Here is a 20,603-nt window from a genome sequence, read left to right on the forward strand (position 1 = left end):
CCAATTGGACAGCGCATTCTAAAACGGTCATTCTAATTGGTATGGTCAGGACGGCGCGTTACTCCGAGGAGGATTTCATCGAGGCCACGATGGCGCTGGTCGGCGAGGGCGGCCCCGCGGCCGCCACGATGCAGGCCATCGCCCGGCGGGTGGGGGCGCCCACAGGCTCGATCTACCATCGCTTCGAATCGCGCGCGGCGGTCCTCGGCGCGGCCTGGAATGCGGCCTATGGCTCCTTCACCAGGGCGCTGGCGCCCTTGCTGCATGAAGGCCGTCCGCGGGATGCGGCGCTCGCCATCCTGCCCTGGTCGCGGGAGAACGGGCACCGCGCCCGCTTCCTGCTCCTGCACGAGCCGGTCACCCTGTTCGAGGATACCCCGCCGCCGGCGCCGCAGCGGCTGGAGCTCGAGCGGCTGGAGGAGGCCTTCGACGGCGCCTTCCGGGCCTGCCTCGCCGTCCGAAGGGGGGACACCCAAGGGGCGGATGCCCTTTGCGAGGAGGAACTGGCCCGCGCCAAATTCCTGATCTTCGACGCGCCGATCGCGATCCTTCGTCCCCACCTGATGCGGGGCGGCACGCTGCCGCCTTTCGTCGAGCGGATGATCGCCGAGCTGCATGCCGGAATGCCCGTCGCCGCCACGCAGGCCAGGGGCCCGCGGCCCGCGGCTTCGCATGAAGGCGGGCCTGCCGGCATCCCTTCCCACGCCGCCTGAACTGCCGATGGACGAACCTGTCATGCGCCGAAGCATCAAGCTGCATTCCCCCGAGGATTTCGCCGGGATGCGGGCGGCCGGGCGGCTCGTGGCGGCTACCCTCGACATGATCACCCCGCATGTGCTGGAGGGCATCACCACCGCCGGGCTCGACCGGCTCTGCCATGAATTCGTGCTGGACCACGGGGCCACGCCGGCCTCGCTGGGCTACCGCGGCTATGCGCATGCGACCTGCATCTCGCTCAACCACGTCGTCTGCCATGGCATCCCCGGCGAGCGGCGGCTGGCGGAGGGCGACATCCTCAACATCGACCTGGCGGTGATCCTCGACGGCTGGCATGGCGACAGCAGCCGGATGTACGGGGTCGGCAAGGTCGGCACCCGCGCGCTGCGCCTGATGGAGGTGACCCATGCCGCCATGATGCGCGGCATCGCGGCGATCCGCCCCGGCGCGACGGTGGGGGACATCGGCTTCGCCATCCAGCGGCATGCGGAGGCGGAGCGCTTCAGCATCGTCCGCGACTTCTGCGGCCATGGCCTCGGGCGCGTCTATCACGACGCGCCGGATGTGCTGAACTACGGCCGCCGCGGCGATGGACCGGCGCTGCGGCCCGGGATGTTCCTGACGGTCGAGCCGATGGTGAATGCGGGACGGCCGGAGGTGAAGGTACTGGGCGACGGCTGGACCGCGGTGACCCGCGACCGGAGCCTCTCCGCGCAATTCGAGCATAGCGTCGGGGTGACCGAGACGGGCTACGAGATCTTCACCCTCTCGCCCGCGGGGCTGGCCCGGCCGCCTCCGGCCGTGGCCTGATCGCCGCGGCGGGCCAGCGTCCCCTGCCGCGGAGAAAGACAAGGAGCGGTTCGGGGAGGGACTGCCTTTCCCTCCCCGGCCCGCCTCAGGCGGTGCGGTCGCCGCCGCCCGACGACAGCGCGGCCTGCGCCGCCGCCAGCCGGGCCACCGGCACCCGGTAGGGCGAGCAGGAGACGTAATCCAGCCCGGCTTCCTCGCAGAAGGCGATCGAGGCGGGGTCGCCGCCATGCTCGCCGCAGATGCCGAGCTTCAGGTCGGACTTCACCGACCGGCCCTTCTCCTTGGCGATCTTGACCAGGGCGCCGACGCCCTCGATGTCGATCGAGACGAAGGGGTCCTTCGGCAGGATGCCCTTCTCGACATAGACCGGCAGGAACTTGCCGGCATCGTCGCGCGACAGGCCGAAGGTGGTCTGGGTCAGGTCGTTGGTGCCGAAGCTGAAGAAGTCGGCGACCTCGGCGATCTTGTCGGCGGTCAGCGCGGCGCGCGGCAGCTCGATCATGGTGCCGACGTAGTACTCGATGGTCACGCCGCTCTCGGCGAAGACCTCCTTGGCCACCTTGTCCACCTGGGCGCGGGTGATCTCGAGCTCCTTCTTGGTGGCGACCAGCGGGATCATGATCTCGGGCACCGGCGCCGCGCCGGTCTCCTTCGCGGTGGCGACCGCCGCCTCGAAGATGGCGCGGGCCTGCATCTCGTAGATCTCGGGGTAGGAGATGCCGAGCCGGCAGCCGCGGTGGCCGAGCATCGGGTTGGCCTCGGCCAGGTCCGCCGCGCGGCGCTGCATGGTGACGAGGTCGCTGCCCATCGCCGTCGCCAGCTCGCCGATCTCCTCCTCGGAATGGGGGAGGAATTCGTGCAGCGGCGGGTCGAGCAGGCGGATGGTCACCGGCAGCCCGGCCATGATCCGGAACAGCTCGATGAAATCGGCCCGCTGGAAGGGCAGCAGCCGCGCCAGCGCCTCGCGCCTTCCGCCCTCGGAATCGGTCATGATCATCTGCCGGACCACGCCGATGCGGGCGGGGTCGAAGAACATGTGCTCGGTGCGGCAGAGGCCGATGCCCTCGGCGCCGAATTTGCGCGCGGTATCGGCATCGAGCGGCGTCTCCGCATTGGCGCGGACCTTCAGGCGGCGGACGCCGTCGGCCCATTCCATCAGCGTGGCGAAGTCGCCCGAGAGCTGCGGCTCGACCATGGCGACGGAGCCGATGAAGATCTCGCCGGTCGCGCCGTCGAGGGTGATGATCTCGCCGCCCTGGACCACCTGGCCGCCCGACATCAGCGCCTGCGCGGCATAATCCACCGTCACGCCGCCGGCGCCGGCGACGCAGGGCCGGCCCATGCCGCGGGCGACCACCGCCGCGTGGCTGGTCATGCCGCCGCGGGTGGTGAGGATCCCGGACGCGGCATGCATCCCGTGGATATCCTCCGGGCTGGTCTCGATGCGGACCAGGATGACCGATTCGCCCTTGGCCGCCCGCGCCTCCGCTTCATCGGAGGAGAACACCACCGCGCCGCAGGCGGCACCGGGGCTGGCCGGCAGGCCCTTGCCGAGCAGCTTCCGGGGTGCCTTGGGGTCGAGGGTCGGGTGCAGCAGCTGGTCGAGCGCCGAGGGGTTCACCCGCTTGATGGCCTCGGTCTGGTCGATCAGCCCCTCGCGCGCCATGTCGACCGCGATCTTGAGGCTGGCGGCGGCGGTGCGCTTCCCGTTGCGGGTCTGCAGCATGTACAGCTTGTTCTGCTGCACCGTGAACTCGATGTCCTGCATGTCCGCGTAGTGCTGCTCGAGCCTGGCGCGGACCGCGACGAGCTCCTGGTAGGCCTTGGGCATGGCGACTTCCATGCTGCGCTCATGCGGCTTGGCCTTGAGCTGGGCCATCGGCTGCGGCGTGCGGATGCCGGCGACCACGTCCTCGCCCTGGGCGTTGATCAGGTACTCGCCGTAGAAGATGTTCTCGCCCGTGCTGGGGTCGCGGGTGAAGCAGACGCCGGTCGCGCAATCCTGGCCCATGTTGCCGAAGACCATCGCCTGGACGTTCACCGCGGTGCCCCAGCTGGCGGGGATGTCGTGCAGCCGGCGGTAGGTATTGGCCCGGGCATTCATCCAGGAGCCGAAGACGGCGCCGATCGCCGCCCAGAGCTGTTCCTCCGGGTCCTGCGGGAAGGGCTTGCCGATGACCTGGGCCACCATGTCTTTGTAGCCGGTGACGACGGTCTGCCAGTCCTCGGCCTTGAGGTCGGTGTCCTCGTGGACGTCGCGGTCGAGCTTCACGTGCTCGATGATTTCCTCGAAGCGGTGGTGGTCGACGCCGAGCACCACGCTGCCGAACATCTGGATGAAGCGGCGGTAGCTGTCCCAGGCGAAGCGCGGGTCGCCGGAGGCGGCGGCGAGGCCGGCGACCGTCGCGTCGTTCAGCCCGAGGTTCAGGACGGTATCCATCATGCCGGGCATCGAGACCCGGGCGCCGGAGCGGACCGAGACCAGCAGCGGCTTCTTCTCGTCGCCGAAGCGCATGCCGACGGCCTGCTCGACCAGCCCGAGCGCGGCGGCGACCTGGTCCTTCAGCTCCTGCGGGTATTTCTTGCCGTTGTCGTAATAGGCGGTGCAGACCTCGGTCGTGATGGTGAAGCCGGGGGGCACGGGCAGGCCGATGCTGGCCATCTCGGCCAGGTTGGCGCCCTTGCCGCCGAGCAGGTTGCGCATCTCGGCCTTGCCTTCGTTATGGCCGGCCCCGAAGCTGTAGACCCACTTGTTCACGGTGACGTCCTTCTTGCAGATGGCATGGCATTTGACGTGTCATGCAGCGTCCGGGCGGGCACTGTGCCATGCCGGAAGCGATTCAACCTTCGATTTTCGCGAAATCCGCCACCGCATCCATGGCGGTGCAGAGCCGACGCAACAAACGCAGGCGGTTTACCCGAAGTTTCGGATCGGGGTCGTTCACGACCACGCTCTCGAAGAACGCATCGAGCGGAGCGCGCAGCCCGGCAAGGGATTCCATGGCCCGCAGCGGCTCCTCCGCCGCGAGCGACGCGGCCACCTCCGCCGCCCTGGCCCCGACCGCGGCGGCCAGCGCCTGCTCGGCCGGCAGGACCAGCAGGGCCGGGTCCACCGGGCCGTCGTGCGGGCCATCCCGGCGGGTCTCGATCCTGAGGATGTTGGCCGCCCGCTTGTAGGCGGCCAGCAGGTTGGCGCCATCGGGCGTCGCCAGCATGGTCCCCAGCGCCTCGCTGCGGGCCAGCAGCCGGGTCAGGTCGTCGTCCGGCGAGGCGCCGAAGACCGCGGTCACCAGGTCGTGCCGGGCACCCTCGGCGCGGAGCTGCACCCGCAGGCGGTCGGTCAGGAAGTCCAGCACCCCGGCGGCGAAGGCGGCGACCATCGGCGGGTGGTCCGAGTCGGCCGGCGGCTGCCAGCCGGCATTCAGCTTCTCGGCGGCGACCGCCATGCCGAATTCGGGGCTGGCGGTCGCGCCGGTCGCCTGGGCGAAGCCGAAGAAGGCCTCCCCGATCAGCCCGGCGAGGCCGAGCCGCAGCCCGCCCTCGCGGATCATGCGGATGACGCCGAGCGCGGCGCGGCGCAGCGCGTAAGGGTCGCCCGAGCCGGTCGGCTTCTCCCCCACCGCGAAGAAGCCGGCCAGCTGGTCCAGCTTGTCCGCCAGCGCCACCGCGACGGCCACCGGCTCGGACGGCACCGCATCCCCCGGGCCCATCGGCCGGTAATGCCCGCCGATCGCCTCGGCGACCCGCGGGTCCTCGCCGTCGGCCAGCGCGTAGTAGCGGCCCATGATGCCCTGGACTTCGGGGAATTCGCCGACCATGCCGGAGGCGAGGTCGGCCTTGGCCAGCAGCCCGGCCCGGGCCGCCAGCTTGATGTTGGCATCCACCTGGAGGGCGATCAGCCCGGCCAGCCGCTCCAGCCGCCGCACCCGCTCGCCCTGGGTGCCGAGCCTGGCGTGAAAGACCACGGCGTCGAGCTTCGGCAGGAAGCTCTCGAGGGTCTGCCTGCGGTCCTGGTCCCAGAAGAAGCGGGCATCGGCCAGGCGGGCGCGCAGCACCCGCTCGTTGCCGGCGACGATCGCCCGGCCGCCGTCCGCGGGGGTTATGTTGGCCACCAGGGCGAAGCGCGGGGCAGGGCGGCCATCGGCACGGCGGAGGGCGAAGTAGCGCTGATTCACCCGCATGGTGGTGCGCATGACCTCAGGCGGCAGGTCCATGAAGGCCTCGTCGATCCGGCCCAGCAGCGGCACCGGCCATTCGACCAGCCCGGCGACCTCGGCCAGCAGGCCGCGGTCGGGGACGACCTCCAGACCCTCGGCGGCGGCGAGGGCGGCGACGCCGTTGCCGATCAGCCGCTCCCGCTCGGCCGGGTCGGCGATGACGAAGCGCTGGCGCAGCCCGGCTTCGTAGTCAGCGAAGCCGGTCACCGCGAAGGGCGCGGTGCCGGCCAGGATGCGGTGGCCCTCGGTCAGGTCGGCGGCGGCCAGCCCGTGCACGGCATCGCCGCCATGGGCCAGGGGGAAGCGGACCGGCGCGCCGTCGAACAGGCAGAGCACCCGCTGCAGCGGCCGGACCCAGGCGAAGTCGCTGCTGCCCCAGCGCATGGATTTCGGCCAGGGGAAGGTGCGCAGCACGGCCGGGACGGCCTGGGCCAGCAGCTCGGTCGCCAGCGTCACCTCGGCCGGCTTGGCCAGGACCCAGAACTGGCCTTCTTGCGTCAATTGGTCCTGGGTCGCGCCATGCTTGCGCAGGAAACCGTCCAGCGCCTGCGGCGGGGCGCCGATGCGGGGGCCGCGCTCCTCCTTGCCCGGGGTCTCGGCCCGCGCCGCCATCTCGCCGACCAGGGCGATGCGGCGGGGGCCCGACAGCGGCCGGGGGGCCGTGGGCATCAGGGCGCGCAGCTCGGTCTGCAGCAGGCGGGCGAAGTCCTCCGCCGCCCGGGCCTGCATGCGGGCGGGGATTTCCTCGGAGAAGAGCTCGATCAGCAATTCGGGCATGGGTTACAGCGCGGCCTTCACATCGGTCTGGGCGAAGTCGGTGCCCTTGAACAGCAGGGGCTCGCCGCGCGATCGCGCCAGCGCATAGGCGAAGCAGTCGCCGAGGTTCAGCCCGGCGGGGTGGCGGCCCTTGCCATAGCGGCGCCAGCCCTCGGCCGCCAGGGCGGCGTGCTCGGCGGTGAAGGCTGCCACCTCGGTCCGGGCGCGGGCGAGCAGGGCTTCCATGTCCTCGCGCAGCGGCGCGCCGCCGCGGCCTTGGGCGACGATCCCGGCCTCGACCAGGGTCGCGGCCGAGATTGCCCGCCGCGGCGCCGCGGCGATGGCATCGGAGAAGCGCTGGGCATCGGCCTCCTGGAACAGGATGGCCATGATCGCCGAGGTGTCGAGGATGACCGCCGCCGTCATCGCGGCAGCCCGCGGTCGTCGTAGAGCTCGGCGTGGTCCGGCCGGCGCTGCTCCGGCGTCAGCCGGGCGGCGGCGCGGCGGCCGATGGCCATCAGCTCCTCGGCGAGTGCGGCGCGGTCCCGGCGCTCCTGGGCCAGCCGGGTCTGCACCGCCTCCCGCAGCGCGGCGGTGGCGGAGGTGCCGAGCAGGGCCGCCAGCTCCTTCGCCTCGGCGATCAGCGTCTCGTCCTTGATGTTCAGCTGACCCATCGGACCCTCCGGGTATAACGCCGCGAGGTATTCTACCCTAATGGTCCCCGGCCAACCAAGCCTCGCAGCAGCCCTTCGCCAAAGCGCGGACCCGGCCGATATAGGCGGCCCGCTCGGTCACGCTGATGGCGCCGCGGGCGTCCAGCAGGTTGAAGCGGTGGCTGGCCTTGATGCACTGGTCGTAGGCCGGCAGCGCCAGCCCGTGGGCCAGCAGCGCGGCGCATTCGCGCTCGGCATCCTCGAAGTGGCGGAACAGCACGGCGACGTCCGCGTGCTCGAAGTTGTGCGCGCTGTACTCCCGCTCGGCCCGGAGGAAGACCTCGCCGTACTTCACGCCCTCGTCGTTGAAGTCGAGGTCGTAGATGCTCTCCTTGCCCTGGAGGTACATCGCCAGCCGTTCCAGCCCGATGGTCAGCTCGCAGCAGGGCACGGCGCAGGGGATGCCGCCGACCTGCTGGAAATAGGTGAACTGGGTCACCTCCATGCCGTCGCACCAGACCTCCCAGCCGAGGCCCCAGGCGCCCAGCGTCGGGCTCTCCCAGTCGTCCTCGACGAAGCGGAAGTCGTGCACCCGGGGGTCGAGGCCGAGCGCCCGGTAGGCGTCCAGCAACAGGGATTGCGGGTCCGGCGGGCTCGGCTTCAGGATGACCTGGTACTGGTAGTAGTGCTGCAGCCGGTTCGGATTCTCCCCGTACCGCCCGTCCGAGGGCCGCCGGCTGGGCTGGACGTAGGCCGCCTTCCAGGGCTTCGGCCCCAGCGCCCGGAGGGTTGTCGCCGGATGGAAGGTGCCGGCGCCCACCTCCATGTCGTAGGGCTGCAGGATCAGGCAGCCCTGGGCCGAGAAATAGGCGTGCAGCGTCAGGATGATGTCCTGGAAGCTGAGCGGCTTCGTCCGGAGGCCGGGGGCGGCAGGGCTGGGTGCGGGGGCGGTCTGCATGCGCCGCCTTTTGCCATGGCCGCGGCCTCGAACATAGTGGGCCGCCAATTGCCGGGATGGACGCGATGACCGAAACCGAGACCGAAAGCCTGATCCGCACCTACTACGCCGCCTTCGGCCATGGCGACCGGGAGGCGATGCTCGCCCTGCTGGCCGAGGATGTGGTGCACGACGTGAACCAGGGCCCGCGCGAGCGGGGCAAGGCGGCCTTCCGCGACTTCCTCGGCCACATGGACCATTCCTACCGGGAACGCCTCACCGGCCTCACCATCATGGTTGATGCCTCCGGCAGCCGGGCGGCGGCGGAATTCGTGGTGGAGGGGGAGTACCTGGCGACCGACGCCGGCCTGCCGCCCGCCCGCGGCCAGCGCTACAGCCTGGCCGCGGGCGCCTTCTTCGCGGTTGCGGAGGGCCGGATCACCCGGGTGACGACCTACTACAACCTGCAGGAATGGCTGCGGCAGATCGGCGGCGCGGCGTGAGGCGACCGGGCCGGCCGGCTTCCGTCCGCACGGGCCCAAGGGGCCCGCGCTAGAGCGGTTTCCGTTCGCACCGGCTCATGGAGCCCGCTCTAGCCTGTTGTTCTGGCGAGCAAATTTCTCCGATCTGATGAGTCCATCAGATCGGAGTTTGCTCTAGCCGGCCGGGTCGCGCGGTGCCGCCCGCGTCGCCAGCGCATAGGGCAGGGCGGCGAAGTCGCGCAGCCGGCGCTCGACCGCGGCGAAGCTGCTGCGCTGGGCCGGGCTCAGCGGCGCCTCCGGGGTCGTGCTGCGGTGCTGCAGGTAGCGGGCCACGCTGGCGGCGCCGCGCCGGTGCGCCGCGGCGACCAGCCCCGCCTCGGTCAGCGGCACCGCCTGGCCGTCGAGGCCGCTGACCGCCCCGCCGCTGCGGGCGAGGCTGCCGTTGCGGCCGAGCTGCTGCTCCGCCCGCCGCAGGTAGGCGGCCATCGCGGCCTCCTGCGCCGCCGGGGCGGCGAGGAAATCCGCCGCCGAGCGCACGCCGTGCCCGGCCGCGACCCGGGTCCAGGCGCCGCCCGCGTCCTGCCAGCCGAGGTCCTGCAGCGCCTGCGGCGTAAGCTGGTAGCGGCCGAGGGCGCCCGAGCCGGGGTTGCGCGCCGCCAGCCCCTGGCCCGGGCCGCGGGCATTGCTCTCCAGCAGCGCGATGCGGTCGCGGAAGGCGGCGTCGGCCGGCCGGGGGCGGCCGGCAGGTGCCGCCGGGGCCGCGCCGGCGAGGCTTGCCGGCCGTGGCCGCAACTGCGCGGCCGGGGCCGGCGGCCCGGCCCCGTCCATCGCCCGGGCCATGGCCTGCTTGAAGCCGTCCGCCTTGGCCGGGCGCTGCGGCTTGCCGGCCGCCTTCGCCGAGGTGCCGGGGCGGGCGATGCCGGTCGCGGGATCCATGGGCTGCCTCCTCGCGGCTGCGGTGCGCAGCATGGCCGGGCGGCCCTTAAGCCTTCGTTGCGCCGGCTTCGTTCCGCCCGCCCCGCGGCAACCCGCGCCGGGCGCGGCCTGTTGTCGCAGCAGCCGAACGCCTCCACCCGGAAAGGCCCCTCCCATGTCCGACCAGCAGCAAGCCCCCCAGCACCAGGATCGCCAGCCCGGCCTGACCGCGCCGATGGACCCCCAGCCGCAGGACCGCATGGCGAACTGGCGCCCCAGCGGCAAGCTCGCCGGCCGCCGCGCCGTGGTCACCGGCGGCGACAGCGGCATCGGCCGGGCGGTGGCCATCGGCTTCGCCAAGGAGGGCGCCGACGTCGTCATCCTCTACAAGGACGAGACCGAGGACGCGGCCGAGACCCGGCGCCTGATCGAGGCCGAGGGCCGCCGCTGCCTCGCCCTGCCCGGGGACATCGGCGATGCCGGCTTCTGCCGCGGCGCGGTGGACCAGGCGGCCAAATTCCTCGGCGGCCGGATCGACCTGCTGGTGAACAACGCCGCCGAGCAGCACATCTGCGAGGATTTCGCCGAGATCCCGGAGGAGCAGGTGGAGCGGACCTTCCGCACCAACATCCTCGGCATGTTCTGGGTGACCAGGGCGGCGCTGAAGCACATGCCGGCCGGCAGCGGCATCATCAACACCACCTCGATCACCGCCTACAAGGGCAGCGCCGGACTGGTGGACTACGCCAGCACCAAGGGCGCCATCCTCGCCTTCACCCGCAGCCTGTCGCAGCAGCTCTGGGAGAGCCGGCAGATCCGGGTGAACGCGGTGGCGCCGGGGCCGATCTGGACCCCGCTGATCCCGGCCAGCTTCGACGACGAAGGCTCGGCCAAGCACGGCGCCTCGACCCTGCTCGGCCGCGCCGGCCAGCCCGACGAATGCGCCCCGAGCTACATCTTCCTCGCCGCCGACAGCGACAGCGGCTACATCACCGGCCAGGTGCTGCACCCGAACGGCGGCACGGTGGTGAACGGCTAGGCGGCGGGGGGCTGAGCGGCTGGCAGCACCATCCAGCCCGGCCGCCGCGTCACCAGCGCGGCCTCGCCGCAGCGGAGCGCCCTGCCGTCCAGCGCCTCGAGCCGGAGCTGGGCGATGCCCAGCCCGTCCCGGCCGGAGCGCATCTCGCCGACCTCGGCGGCGCCGGCCAGGACCGGCGTGCTGGGGGCGGGCAGGGGACCCTCGATGGCCACCGGCACCAGCCGGCGCTTCAGCAGCCCGCGGTACTTGGTCCGCGCCGTCAGCTCCTGGCCCATGTAGCAGCCCTTGGTCCAGGAGACCCCGTGCAGCTCGTCGAAGCCGGCCTCCAGCAGCAGGCTCTGCTCGGCGAGCAGGTCGCGGCTGCCGTCGGGCAGGCCGAGCGCCAGGCGGTGGCGGTCGTAGTCCTCGGCCGTGGCATCGGCCGCGACCTCGGCGCCGATCGCCCGCCAGCCGGCCGCCTCCAGCCGCGGGTCGGGCACCGCGCCCGGCGGCGGCGGCGCGCCGCCCCAGCCGGCGGCGACCGCCAGCGGCAGCGGCTGCAACGCGACCCTGGAGCGCAGCCGGAACCGCGCCAGCCGCTGCGCCAGCATCGCCGCCTGCGCCGCCTCGCAGTCCAGCAGCAGGCGCTCGCCGGCCGCGACCACGAAAAAATCGGCCAGCCACTTGCCCTGCGGCGTCAGCAGGGCGGCAAAGACCGCCCGGCCCGGCGCGGCCAGGGCGACGTCATTGGAGACCAGTCCCTGGAGGAAGGCGACCCGGTCCTCCCCGGTGACTTCGAGCACGCCCCGGTCGGGCAGGATGGCGATCGGCATGGCGGGGACTTGGGCCGCCCGCCCCTCTGCGACAAGGCGCAGCCGTGCTAAGGCCCTCCGCGTGCGCATCCTATTCATCACCGCGACCCGGATCGGCGATGCCGTGCTCTCGACCGGGCTGCTGGACCACCTCATACGAACCTGGCCCCAGGCCAAGATCGTCGTCGCCTGCGGCCCGGTGGCGGAGGGCGTCTTCGCCCGCATGCCCAACCGGGCCTGGACCATCCTGCTGACCAAGCGCCGGCTGCGGCTGCACTGGCTGGAGCTGTGGCGGGAGGTGGGACTCGAGCGCTGGGACATGGTGGTCGACCTGCGGGGCTCCGCCTTCTCCTGGCTGGTGCGGGCGAAGCGCAGGGTGGTCATGCGCGGCGGCCGCCAGCCGGGGCCGCGGCTGGGCCATCTCGGCGCGCTGTTCGGCCTGGATCCGCCGCCGCTGCCGGTCGCCTGGTTCAATGCCGCCGACCGCAGCCGCGCCGCCCTGCTGCTGGCCGCGGATGGACAGGGGGGCGAGGGCCGCTGGATCGGCCTCGGCCCCACCGCCAATTGGGACCGCAAGGTCTGGCCGGCCGAGCGCTTCGTGGCGTTTTTCGAGGCGCTGGTCGCCCCCGGCCAGCCACTCGAGGGCGCCCGCGCCGTCATCCTCGGCGGCCCCGGCCCGCAGGAGGCCGCCATGGCCGCCCCGGTGCTGGCCGCGCTTGGCGACCGGGCGGTGAGCCTGATGGGCAGCGTTTCCCTGCCCGAGGCGGCGGCGGTGCTGGCCCGCTGCGCCCTGTTCGTCGGCAACGACAGCGGGCTGATGCACCTTTCGGCGGCGGCCGGCACGCCGACGCTCGGCCTGTTCGGCCCCTCCCGCGTCGGCGAATACGCCCCCTCCGGCCGCCGCACCGCGACCGCCATCGCCCCGGGCTCGCCCGCCCTCGACAGCATGGCGGGGCTGACGCTGGACCAGGCCCTGGTCGCGGCGCAGGGCTTGCTCACCCAGGGCCTGCCGGCGTGAGCATCACCGCGCTGGTGGTCGCCCGCGACGAGGCGGCGCGGCTGCCGGCCTGCCTCGCCAGCCTGGCCCCGGCGGATGCGATCCTGGTCGTGCTCGACCGCAGCACCGATGCCAGCGCCGCCATCGCCGCCGCGCATGGCGCCCGGGTGCTGGAAGGCGCCTGGGCGCTGGAGGGCGAGCGCCGCAACGCCGGGATCGCGGCCTGCACCACCGACTGGGTGCTGGAGGTCGATGCCGACGAGCGGGTCCCGCCCGAACTCTGGGCCGCGATCCGCGCCGTCACCGCCCGCTCCGCCCATGCCTTCCACCGGGTGCGGATCGACAACTACGTCGGCGAGCGGCTGATCCTGCACGGCTGGGGCGGCAGCTTCGGCACCACCCTGAAGCCCATCCTGTTCCGCCGCGGCGCCAAGCGCTGGCGCGCCCAGCGGGTGCATCCCGGCCTCGACTGGACCGGGGCCCAAGGGGCGACCCTCGAGGGGGAGCGGATCACCGGCGTCGGCATCCGCCACGAGCTGGACCGCGACATCTCCGACATGCTGCGCCGCCTGGACCGCTATTCCTCGGCCAAGGCCGGCGACCTGCTGGCCGCGGGCGACATCGGCTCGCTGCCGGACAACATCCGCCGCTGCCTGTCGCGCATCCTGAAATGCTACGTGGCGCGGCGCGGCTACAAGGAGGGCGGCTGGGGCCTGCTGATCGCGCTCTGCGCCGGGCTCTTCCCGCTGCTGTCGCACCTCAAGGCCCGGCTGGAGCCGGAGCGGCACCGGTGAGGATCGTGATGGCGACGGAGGGCCCCCGCATCGGGGCCGCCGCGCTCGCCACCCGGCCGCTGGGCGGGGCCGAGACCGCCTTCGCCCTGCTGGCCCAGGCCTTCGCCCGGCGCGGCCATGCGCTGGAGCTCCGCGCCGGCGAGGACCCCGCCGAGACCCGGGACGGGCTCGACTGGGCACCGCTCGCCCCCGGCGGGCCGCCGGCGGACCTCGTCCTCGCCAACCGCCTGCCGCGGCTGTTCCGCCGGCTGCCGCGCGGCCGCCGGGTGCTCTGGCTGCACAACCCGCTGGGCTACCTGCGGAAGCCGCGCCATGCCTGGCCGCTGCTGGCCGCCCGGCCGCGGCTGGTCACCCTCGGCGCCAGCCATGCCGCCACCCTGCCGCGCTGGCTGCCCTTCACCCCCGCCAGCATCCCGCTCGCGGTCGCCGCCCCCTTCGATGCGCCCTTCGCGCCGCGGCCGCCGCCGCCGCCGGTGGCCATCTTCACCTCCAACCCGCTGCGCGGGCTGGACTGGCTGCTGGAGCTCTGGGCCGGGCGGATCCATCCGGCGATGCCCGCGGCGGAGTTGCACCTCTTCGCCGGCGCGGCCACCTATGGCGGCGATGCCCGCCTCGCCGCCCGCGCCGCCCCGGTCCTCGCCCGCGCCGCCGCCCTGGCCGGCGCCGGGGTGCGGGTCTTCGACCCCCTGCCGCGCCCGGCGCTGGCCGCCCGCCTCGCCGGGGCCCGGGTGATGCTCTACCGCGGCGACCCCGGGGAGACCTTCTGCCTGGCGCTGGCCGAGGCCCAGGCGGCCGGCCTGCCCTGCGTGGTGACGCCGCTCGGCGCCGTCGCCGAGCGCATCGCCGAGGGCGTCACCGGCCATGTCGCCGCGACGCCGGAGGATTTCGCCGCCGCCGCGCTTCGCCTGCTCGGCGACGATGCCGCCTGGCGCGCGATGCACCACGCCTGCCTGGCCCGCGGCCCAGGCCCTGGCTGGGACGCCATCGCCGCCCGCTTCGAGGCGCTGGCATGACCGCCGATGCCCCCTTGCGCATCGCCCATGTCATGGCCGGCGCGCCCATGGGCGGCGCCGAGGCCTTCTTCGAGCGCCTCACCGCCGCCCAGCACGCCGCCGGCGAGCAGGTGCTGGCCGTCATCCGCCGCGACCCCGGCCGCGCCGCCCGGCTCCGCGCCGGCGGGCTGGCGCCGGTCGAGCTGCCCTTCGGCGGCTTCCTCGACCTGCGGACCACGCCCCGGCTGCGCCGCGCCCTGGCGGAATTCCGCCCCCAGGCCGTCGTCTCCTGGGCCAACCGCGCCAGCCGCTTCGCCGGCCGCGTCAGGCGCGGCGGCGTCCCCTGGCCCTTGATCGGCCGCATGGGCGGCTACTACGACCTGAAATACTACCGCCACTGCGACCACATCATCGGCAATACCCGCGACCTCCGGACCTGGATCATCGACCAGGGCTGGCCGGCCGGGCGCAGCCATTACGTGCCCAATTTCGCCGCCGACCTCGCCGGCTGCGCCCCCGCCGCCCTGCCGGGCCAGGGGCCCCATCTGCTCGCCCTCGGCCGGCTGCACCGCAACAAGGGCTTCGACATCCTGCTCCATGCCCTGGCCCTGCTGCCCGGCGCCCAGCTCTCGATCGGCGGGGAGGGGCCGGAACGCCCGGCGCTGGAGGCGCTGGCCGCCAGCCTCGGCCTCGGCGGGCGGGTCGATTTCCTCGGCTGGCGCCAGGATACCGGCGCGCTGCTGGCCGCCTGCGACGTCTTCGTCTGCTCCTCCCGCCACGAACCGCTGGGGAACATCATCCTGGAAGCCTGGTCCGCCACCCGCCCCGTCGTCGCCGCCGCCGCCCAGGGCCCGACCGAGCTGATCCGCCCCGGCGAGACCGGCCTGCTGGTCCCGCCGGAGGACCCGGAGGCGCTGGCCGCCGCCATCGCCGGGCTGCTGGCCAATCCTGGCCGGGCCGGGCGCCTCGCCGCCGCCGGCCGGGCGGCCTTCGTCGCGGAGCATGCGGCGGCGCCGGTCCTCGCGCGCTGGCGCGCGTTCCTCGCCGGTGTGAGTATCCGCTGATGTGCGGCCTCGCCGGTCTCGCCCTCCGCCCCGGGCAAACCCCCTCCGCCACCGTGCTCGACGCGCTGACCCGGGCGCTGGCGCATCGCGGCCCGGACGGCCATGGCCATCACCTGGCCGGCAATGTCGCGCTGTCGCATACAAGGCTCTCGATCATCGACCTCGTCACCGGCGACCAGCCGCTGTTCGCCGGCGCCGCCGCCCTGGTCGCCAACGGCGAGGTCTACAACTACCGGGAGTTGCGCGAGCGCAACCAGCTCCACTGCGCGACCGGCAGCGACTGCGAGCCGCCGCTGCACCTGTTCCGCCGCGACGGCCTCGGCTTCGCCGACACGCTGCGCGGCATGTACGCCATCGCCCTGCACGACCGCGGCAGCAAGCAGCTCGTGCTCGCGCGCGACCCCTTCGGCATCAAGCCGCTCTATATCGCGGAGATCGCCGGCGGCCTCGCCTTCGCCTCCGAGCCGCAGGCGCTGATCGCCGCCGGGCTGGTCGAGCCGGTGGTCCGCCCCGAGGCCCGGACCGAGCTGCTGCAGATCCAGTTCACCACCGGCGCCGAGACCATCTTCCAGGGCATCCGCCGCATCCTGCCCGGCGAGACCGTGGTCATCGCCAATGGCGCGGTGACCGAGCGCCACCGCCGCGCCGCGCTGCCCGAGGGTGGGCCGGAGGAGATCGAGGCCGAGGCCGCGCTGACCCGGCTGGACGCCGCGCTCGAGGAAAGCGTGCTGCTGCACCAGCGCAGCGACGTGCCCTACGGCATGTTCCTCTCGGGCGGCATCGACAGCAGCGCCATCCTGGCGCTGATGGCCCGGCTCAACGACAAGCCGGTGCTGGCCTTCACCGCCGGCTTCGACGTGCCCGGCGCCGCCGACGAACGGGCGCAGGCCGCCCACCTCGCCGCCGCGGCCGGGGCGAAGCACGTGACGGTCGCGGTCACCGAGGCCGAGGTCTGGCGCCACCTGCCCGAGATCGTCGGCGCCATGGACGACCCGGCCGCCGACTACGCCATCATCCCCACCTGGTTCCTCGCCCGCCGGGCGCGGGAGGAGGTGAAGGTGGTGCTCTCGGGCGAGGGCGGCGACGAGATCTTCGGCGGCTACGGCCGCTACCGGGCGGCGATGCGCCCCTGGTGGCTGGGCGGCAAGGCGCCGCGCTCGCGCGGCAGCTTCGACCGGCTGGACGTCCTGCGGGCCCCGACGACCGGCTGGCGCGACGGCATCGGCGCCGCCGAGGCCGCCGCCGCCTCGCCCGGCCGCACCCGGCTGCAGGCCGCCCAGGCGCTGGATTGCGCCGACTGGCTGCCGAACGACCTGCTCATCAAGCTCGACCGCTGCCTGATGGCGCATGGCGTCGAGGGCCGCACGCCGCTGCTGGATGCCGGCGTCGCCGCCGCCGCCTTCCGCCTGCCGGATGCGCTGAAGGTCCAGCGCAGCAGCGGCAAGTGGCTGCTGCGGCAGTGGCTCGCCCGCCACTTCCCGGCGGCCGAGCCCTTCAAGCCGAAGCAGGGCTTCACCGTCCCGGTCGGCGCCTGGATCGAGGGGGTGGGCGACAGGCTCGGCCCGCTGGTCGCGGCCCAGCCCGGCATCGCCGAGATCGCCCGGCCCGACCGGGTCGCGGCATTGTTCCGCCATGCCGGCGGCGAGAAGCACCGCGGCTTCGCCGCCTGGCACCTGCTGTTCTACGCCCTGTGGCACCGCCGGCATATCGAGGGCCGGGTCTCCACCGGGGATGTGTTCGCCACGCTGGCCGAGCGCTGAACCCGCAACGCTATCGCATCGGCGAGCGATGCGAAACCGGTACGTTATTGTGGTGCGTCGCACAAAACCTTGAGATGGGGCTCGGCGGGGTGGCGCGACGGTGGAGTTGACCTCTACCAGTAGGGCAGGCCCGGCCCCCCAGGGGCCCCAGGCCTTCCCCCTGCCGCCACAGAGCGCCGGCGCGGTCGGGTGCCACGGCGCCCGGCCGGGACGGCCGACCGGAGCCCCTGCCTCTTGCCCCAGCGCATCATTGCCGCCGCCCTGCCCGTCAGCGATGCGGAGGCACATGCCCGCTATCTCGACACCCGGTTCTTCGGATCGCTCGACGGGCTGCGCGCCGTCAGCATCCTCGCCGTGGTCTGGCACCACACCGGGGCGGCGGCGATCGCCAGTACCCTCGGCCAGCAGGGGCGCTACGGCGTCACCCTGTTCTTCGTCATCAGCGGCTACCTCATCGCCACGCTCATCCTGCGCGCCAAGGAGGCCGGCACCTTCCGCCTGCCGACCTTCTGGTGGCGCCGGTCGCTGCGGATCTTCCCGGTCTATTTCGCCGTGCTGGCGCTCTATGCCGGGCTGACCTGGATGCTCGAGCGCGACAACCCCTATGGCCAGGCCTTCTTCGACACCCTGCCCGCCTTCGCCACCTTCACCGCCAACTGGGTGGTGCCGATGGAAAGCGACCGGGTGATCTTCTACTTCTCATGGTCGCTGGCGGCGGAGGAGCAGTTCTACCTCGTCTGGCCCTTCCTCGCCCTGTGGCTGGCCGGGATGCGGCCGGCGCTGGTGGCGGTCCTGGCGCTGCTGCTCAGCCAGTTCATTGCCCTGGAGTTCACCGGCCTGTTCGGCCCGGACCTGCCGGACCGGATAGCCGCCTGCCTGCCGCCCGGCATCCTGCTCGGGGTGATCCTGGCCTATCTGCTGCATTCGCCCGCAAGCTTCGCCACCGCCTGGCGGCTGGCCGGGCATCGCTGGAGCGCGCCGGCGGCGGCCCTCGCCGCCCTGGTCGTGCTGGCGATCGGCCCGGACTTCGGCCCCGCCGAGGGGCTGGCGGTCGCCCTGCCGCTGGCCTGGCTGGTCGCCGCCTGCGTCCTGCGCGAGGACAACGGCCTCGCCCCCGGGCTGCGGCTGGTGCCGCTGGTCTGGATCGGCAAGGTCAGCTACGGCATGTACCTGCTGCACATGCTGGCGGTGAACGCCTCCCGCCGCGGCCTGGCGCTCGCCGGGATCGAGAACCCGCTGGCGGATTTCGCCCTCGGCACGCTGATTGCATTGACCGCCGCATCGGCCAGCTTCCTTTGGTACGAGAGGCCCTTCCTGCGGCTGAAGGAGAAGGTCTGACGCGGCATGCCGCGCAACGGCGGCACCCCGGCCACGTTGCGCGCCGGATCAGTGATGGAACAGCAGAATGCTCATTCGAATCGGCTACGAGCTGACCTATGAATTCCCGATGCAGACCGATGCGGTGTTCCTGCTGAACGTGCATCCGAGCCGCAGCGCCGACCTCGTCAGCCCCGACGGCGTCGTCGTCACGCCCTTCCTGCCGGTGCATTTCTACACCGACGGCTTCGGCAACACCTGCCAGCGCATCTCCGCCCCGCCCGGCCGCTACACCCTGACCGCCGATGCGGTGATCCGCGACAGCGGCCTGCCCGACGTGGTCGCGCCGCATGCCCGGCAGGTGCCGGTGGCGCAGGTGCCGGACGACGCGCTGGTCTTCCTGCTGGCCAGCCGCTACTGCGACACCGAGGCGCTGTCCGACATCGCCTGGCGGACCTTCGGCCAGACGCCCCTCGGCTGGGCCCGGGTGCAGGCGATCTGCGACTTCGTGCACGACCGCATCCGCTTCGATTACCAGCGCGCGCGCAATACCCGCACCGCCTCGGAAGGCTACCAGGAGCAGGTCGGCGTCTGCCGCGACTTCACCCACCTCGCGGTGACGCTCTGCCGCTGCATGAACATCCCGGCCCGCTACTGCACCGGCTACCTCGGCGACATCGGCGTGCCGCCGGTGCCCGACCCGATGGACTGGTCGGCCTGGTTCGAGGTCTATCTCGAGGGCGGCTGGTACACCTTCGATGCCCGGCACAACCGCCCGCGCATCGGCCGGGTGCTGATGGCGCGTGGCCGCGACGCCGCCGACGTGGCGATCAGCACCACCTTCGGCCCGAGCACCCTGGCCGGCTTCTTCGTCCGCACCGACGAGATCCCCGGCTAGCCCCTGCCGGGCGGGGGGGCTTTATGGCGCCGCCCGGCGGGGGCATAAGCGCCCCGTCGGGATGGGAGAACGGGCGGATGGCGAGCTTCGATCTGGTGCTGCGCGGCGGCACCTGCGTGCTGCCCTGGGGGCAGGAGGCCACCGATGTCGGCGTCCGCGCCGGCCGCATCGCCGCGCTGGGCGACCTCCGCACCGCCGCCGCGGCCGAGACCATCGACTGCACCGGCCTGCACGTGCTGCCCGGGCTGATCGATGCGCATGTGCACCTGCGCGACCCCGGCGACCCCAAGGTCGAAACCCTGGCCGACGGCACCAAGGGCGCGATCCTCGGCGGCCTGGCCGCGGTCTTCGACATGCCGAACACCGCCCCGGCCATCACCGACCGCGAAAGGCTGGACTGGAAGCGCGACTACCTCGCCGGGAATGCCTGGTGCGACGTCGGGATCTACGTCGGCGCCAGCATGAAGAACATCCCGGAACTGGCCAGCCTCGAGCTGCAGCCCAATGTCTGCGCGGTGAAGGTCTTCGCCGGCAGCAGCACCGGCGACCTGCTGGTGGCCGACGATGCTAGCCTCGAGGCGGTGATGCGCAGCGGCCGGCGGCGGATCGCCTACCACTCGGAGGACGAGTACCGGCTGCAGGAACGCAAGCCGCTGTTCCACAGCGGCATGCCGCACCGCAACCACATGGTCTGGCGCGACGTGGAATGCGCCGTGCTGGGGACGAAGCGCCTGATGGCGCTGGCCCGCAAGACCGGCCGCCCGGCGCATATCCTGCACGTCAGCACCGCCGAGGAGCTGGAATTGCTGCGGGCCTGTCGCGACGTGGCGACCGTCGAGGTCCTGCTCAACCACCTGACCCAGACCGACGAGGCCTACGACCGGCTCGGCGGCTATGCGGTGATGAACCCGCCGATCCGCGACGCCCGGCACATGGCGGCGGCCTGGGCCGCGGTCGCCGATGGCACGGTGGACGTGGTGGGCTCCGACCACGCGCCGCACAGCCGCGCCGCCAAGGAGCGCCCCTGGCCGGATGGCGCGGCGGGGCTCACGGGCGTGCAGACCATCGTGCCGCTCATGCTCGACCATGTCAGCGCCGGGCGGCTCAGCCTCTCGCGCCTGGTCGACCTGATGTGCGCCGGCCCGGCCCGGGTCTATGGCGTCACCGGCAAGGGACGGCTGGCGGCCGGCTACGACGCCGACTTCACCCTGGTGGACATGGGCAAGTCCCGGACCATCGAGGAAAGCTGGATCGTCTCGCCCTGCGGCTGGACGCCCTTCGCCGGCACGCGCTGCCAGGGCTGGCCGGTCGGCACCATCATCCGCGGCGCGGTGGCGATGCGCGACGACGAGGTGATCGGCACCCCGCGCGGCGCCGCCGTCCGCTTCGCCGAGGCGCGCGGCAGTTAGAGCAAACTCCGATCTGATGGACTCATCAGATCGGAGAAATTTGCTCGCCAGAACA

At 73.0% G+C, this 20,603-nt stretch carries 19 protein-coding genes; 12 read left to right on the forward strand and 7 right to left on the reverse strand.

Translation table 11 applies throughout. The features are described from left to right. Positions 1–41: 41 nt before the first annotated feature. A complete protein-coding gene (locus tag QWZ14_RS16130; RefSeq protein ID WP_290317771.1) occupies positions 42–713 on the forward strand; it encodes a TetR/AcrR family transcriptional regulator in 672 nt (223 codons plus the stop codon). A 22-nt stretch (positions 714–735) separates the two neighbouring features. Beyond that, entirely contained in the window at positions 736–1,527 is a 792-nt protein-coding gene (gene map / locus QWZ14_RS16135; RefSeq protein WP_290317772.1) for a type I methionyl aminopeptidase, read from the forward strand. 85 nt (positions 1,528–1,612) lie between these two features. Here map and ppdK read toward each other — a convergent pair whose 3' ends face one another. The 5 genes from ppdK to QWZ14_RS16160 all read right to left on the reverse strand — a co-directional run bounded on the left by ppdK (position 1,613) and on the right by QWZ14_RS16160 (position 8,111). Further along, positions 1,613–4,285, reverse strand: coding sequence for a pyruvate, phosphate dikinase (gene ppdK, locus QWZ14_RS16140; protein WP_290317773.1), 2,673 nt, complete (start codon positions 4,283–4,285; stop codon positions 1,613–1,615). 82 nt (positions 4,286–4,367) lie between these two features. Then, on the reverse strand, positions 4,368–6,521 hold the full coding sequence (gene glyS / locus QWZ14_RS16145) for a glycine--tRNA ligase subunit beta (RefSeq protein ID WP_290317774.1): 2,154 nt from the start codon (positions 6,519–6,521) through the stop codon (positions 4,368–4,370). Between the two features lie 3 nt (positions 6,522–6,524). After that, positions 6,525–6,926, reverse strand: coding sequence for a type II toxin-antitoxin system VapC family toxin (locus tag QWZ14_RS16150; RefSeq protein WP_290317775.1), 402 nt, complete (start codon positions 6,924–6,926; stop codon positions 6,525–6,527). Then, positions 6,923–7,174 carry a type II toxin-antitoxin system VapB family antitoxin gene (locus QWZ14_RS16155; protein ID WP_290317776.1) on the reverse strand — a complete coding sequence of 84 codons (252 nt, stop codon included), beginning with the start codon at positions 7,172–7,174 and terminating at the stop codon, positions 6,923–6,925. The genes QWZ14_RS16150 and QWZ14_RS16155 overlap by 4 nt, the downstream gene beginning before the upstream one ends. A gap of 37 nt (positions 7,175–7,211) precedes the next feature. Then, positions 7,212–8,111 carry a glycine--tRNA ligase subunit alpha gene (locus tag QWZ14_RS16160; protein WP_290317777.1) on the reverse strand — a complete coding sequence of 300 codons (900 nt, stop codon included), beginning with the start codon at positions 8,109–8,111 and terminating at the stop codon, positions 7,212–7,214. Between the two features lie 65 nt (positions 8,112–8,176). Here QWZ14_RS16160 and QWZ14_RS16165 point away from each other — a divergent pair, with 65 nt between their 5' ends. Next, positions 8,177–8,593: a ketosteroid isomerase-related protein gene (locus QWZ14_RS16165; RefSeq protein WP_290317779.1), complete on the forward strand. Its 417-nt coding sequence runs from the start codon at positions 8,177–8,179 to the stop codon at positions 8,591–8,593. 153 nt (positions 8,594–8,746) lie between these two features. Here QWZ14_RS16165 and QWZ14_RS16170 read toward each other — a convergent pair whose 3' ends face one another. Then, entirely contained in the window at positions 8,747–9,508 is a 762-nt protein-coding gene (locus QWZ14_RS16170; protein WP_290317780.1) for a hypothetical protein, read from the reverse strand. Between the two features lie 154 nt (positions 9,509–9,662). On the opposite strand from QWZ14_RS16170, the gene QWZ14_RS16175 reads away from it, so the two are divergent. Beyond that, on the forward strand, positions 9,663–10,526 hold the full coding sequence (locus QWZ14_RS16175) for an SDR family oxidoreductase (protein ID WP_290317781.1): 864 nt from the start codon (positions 9,663–9,665) through the stop codon (positions 10,524–10,526). Here the strand turns inward: QWZ14_RS16175 and ygfZ are convergent. After that, the gene (gene ygfZ / locus QWZ14_RS16180) at positions 10,523–11,338 is read right to left on the reverse strand and encodes a CAF17-like 4Fe-4S cluster assembly/insertion protein YgfZ (protein WP_290317782.1); all 816 of its coding nucleotides are present in this window, start codon (positions 11,336–11,338) and stop codon (positions 10,523–10,525) included. The genes QWZ14_RS16175 and ygfZ overlap by 4 nt on opposite strands. Before the next feature lie 61 nt (positions 11,339–11,399). Between ygfZ and QWZ14_RS16185 the strand changes: the two genes are divergently transcribed. The 8 genes from QWZ14_RS16185 to QWZ14_RS16220 all read left to right on the forward strand — a co-directional run bounded on the left by QWZ14_RS16185 (position 11,400) and on the right by QWZ14_RS16220 (position 20,548). After that, entirely contained in the window at positions 11,400–12,335 is a 936-nt protein-coding gene (locus tag QWZ14_RS16185) for a glycosyltransferase family 9 protein (protein WP_290317783.1), read from the forward strand. After that, positions 12,332–13,108, forward strand: coding sequence for a glycosyltransferase family 2 protein (locus QWZ14_RS16190; protein WP_290317784.1), 777 nt, complete (start codon positions 12,332–12,334; stop codon positions 13,106–13,108). Before QWZ14_RS16185 ends, QWZ14_RS16190 begins: the two co-directional genes overlap by 4 nt. Next, the gene (locus QWZ14_RS16195) at positions 13,105–14,121 is read left to right on the forward strand and encodes a glycosyltransferase (RefSeq protein ID WP_290317785.1); all 1,017 of its coding nucleotides are present in this window, start codon (positions 13,105–13,107) and stop codon (positions 14,119–14,121) included. The genes QWZ14_RS16190 and QWZ14_RS16195 overlap by 4 nt, the downstream gene beginning before the upstream one ends. Further along, positions 14,118–15,164, forward strand: a complete 1,047-nt coding sequence (locus QWZ14_RS16200; protein WP_290317786.1) for a glycosyltransferase — start codon at positions 14,118–14,120, stop codon at positions 15,162–15,164. Before QWZ14_RS16195 ends, QWZ14_RS16200 begins: the two co-directional genes overlap by 4 nt. Further along, positions 15,164–16,924, forward strand: coding sequence for an asparagine synthase (glutamine-hydrolyzing) (gene asnB / locus QWZ14_RS16205; RefSeq protein WP_290317787.1), 1,761 nt, complete (start codon positions 15,164–15,166; stop codon positions 16,922–16,924). The genes QWZ14_RS16200 and asnB overlap by 1 nt, the downstream gene beginning before the upstream one ends. Positions 16,925–17,158: 234 nt before the next feature. Next, positions 17,159–18,262 (forward strand): acyltransferase family protein, encoded by a 1,104-nt coding sequence (locus tag QWZ14_RS16210; protein ID WP_290317788.1) that lies wholly within the window; start codon positions 17,159–17,161, stop codon positions 18,260–18,262. Between the two features lie 67 nt (positions 18,263–18,329). After that, a complete protein-coding gene (locus tag QWZ14_RS16215) occupies positions 18,330–19,139 on the forward strand; it encodes a transglutaminase-like domain-containing protein (protein ID WP_290317789.1) in 810 nt (269 codons plus the stop codon). Between the two features lie 77 nt (positions 19,140–19,216). Continuing rightward, positions 19,217–20,548 carry a dihydroorotase gene (locus QWZ14_RS16220; protein ID WP_290317790.1) on the forward strand — a complete coding sequence of 444 codons (1,332 nt, stop codon included), beginning with the start codon at positions 19,217–19,219 and terminating at the stop codon, positions 20,546–20,548. The last annotated feature ends 55 nt before the right edge of the window (positions 20,549–20,603 follow it).

Source organism: Paeniroseomonas aquatica (assembly GCF_030409335.1).
In the GTDB taxonomy this organism is placed as follows: Bacteria; Pseudomonadota; Alphaproteobacteria; order Acetobacterales; family Acetobacteraceae; genus Belnapia; species Belnapia aquatica.

Coding starts and splice junctions, on each gene's coding strand:
- QWZ14_RS16130 (WP_290317771.1), top strand. CDS start 42: ATGGTCAGGACGGCGCGTTACTCCGAGGAGGATTTCATCGAGGCCACG.
- map (WP_290317772.1), top strand. CDS start 736: ATGCGCCGAAGCATCAAGCTGCATTCCCCCGAGGATTTCGCCGGGATG.
- glyS (WP_290317774.1), bottom strand. CDS start 6,521: ATGCCCGAATTGCTGATCGAGCTCTTCTCCGAGGAAATCCCCGCCCGC.
- QWZ14_RS16150 (WP_290317775.1), bottom strand. CDS start 6,926: ATGACGGCGGCGGTCATCCTCGACACCTCGGCGATCATGGCCATCCTG.
- QWZ14_RS16155 (WP_290317776.1), bottom strand. CDS start 7,174: ATGGGTCAGCTGAACATCAAGGACGAGACGCTGATCGCCGAGGCGAAG.
- QWZ14_RS16160 (WP_290317777.1), bottom strand. CDS start 8,111: ATGCAGACCGCCCCCGCACCCAGCCCTGCCGCCCCCGGCCTCCGGACG.
- QWZ14_RS16165 (WP_290317779.1), top strand. CDS start 8,177: ATGACCGAAACCGAGACCGAAAGCCTGATCCGCACCTACTACGCCGCC.
- QWZ14_RS16170 (WP_290317780.1), bottom strand. CDS start 9,508: ATGGATCCCGCGACCGGCATCGCCCGCCCCGGCACCTCGGCGAAGGCG.
- QWZ14_RS16175 (WP_290317781.1), top strand. CDS start 9,663: ATGTCCGACCAGCAGCAAGCCCCCCAGCACCAGGATCGCCAGCCCGGC.
- ygfZ (WP_290317782.1), bottom strand. CDS start 11,338: ATGCCGATCGCCATCCTGCCCGACCGGGGCGTGCTCGAAGTCACCGGG.
- QWZ14_RS16200 (WP_290317786.1), top strand. CDS start 14,118: ATGACCGCCGATGCCCCCTTGCGCATCGCCCATGTCATGGCCGGCGCG.
- asnB (WP_290317787.1), top strand. CDS start 15,164: ATGTGCGGCCTCGCCGGTCTCGCCCTCCGCCCCGGGCAAACCCCCTCC.
- QWZ14_RS16215 (WP_290317789.1), top strand. CDS start 18,330: ATGCTCATTCGAATCGGCTACGAGCTGACCTATGAATTCCCGATGCAG.
- QWZ14_RS16220 (WP_290317790.1), top strand. CDS start 19,217: ATGGCGAGCTTCGATCTGGTGCTGCGCGGCGGCACCTGCGTGCTGCCC.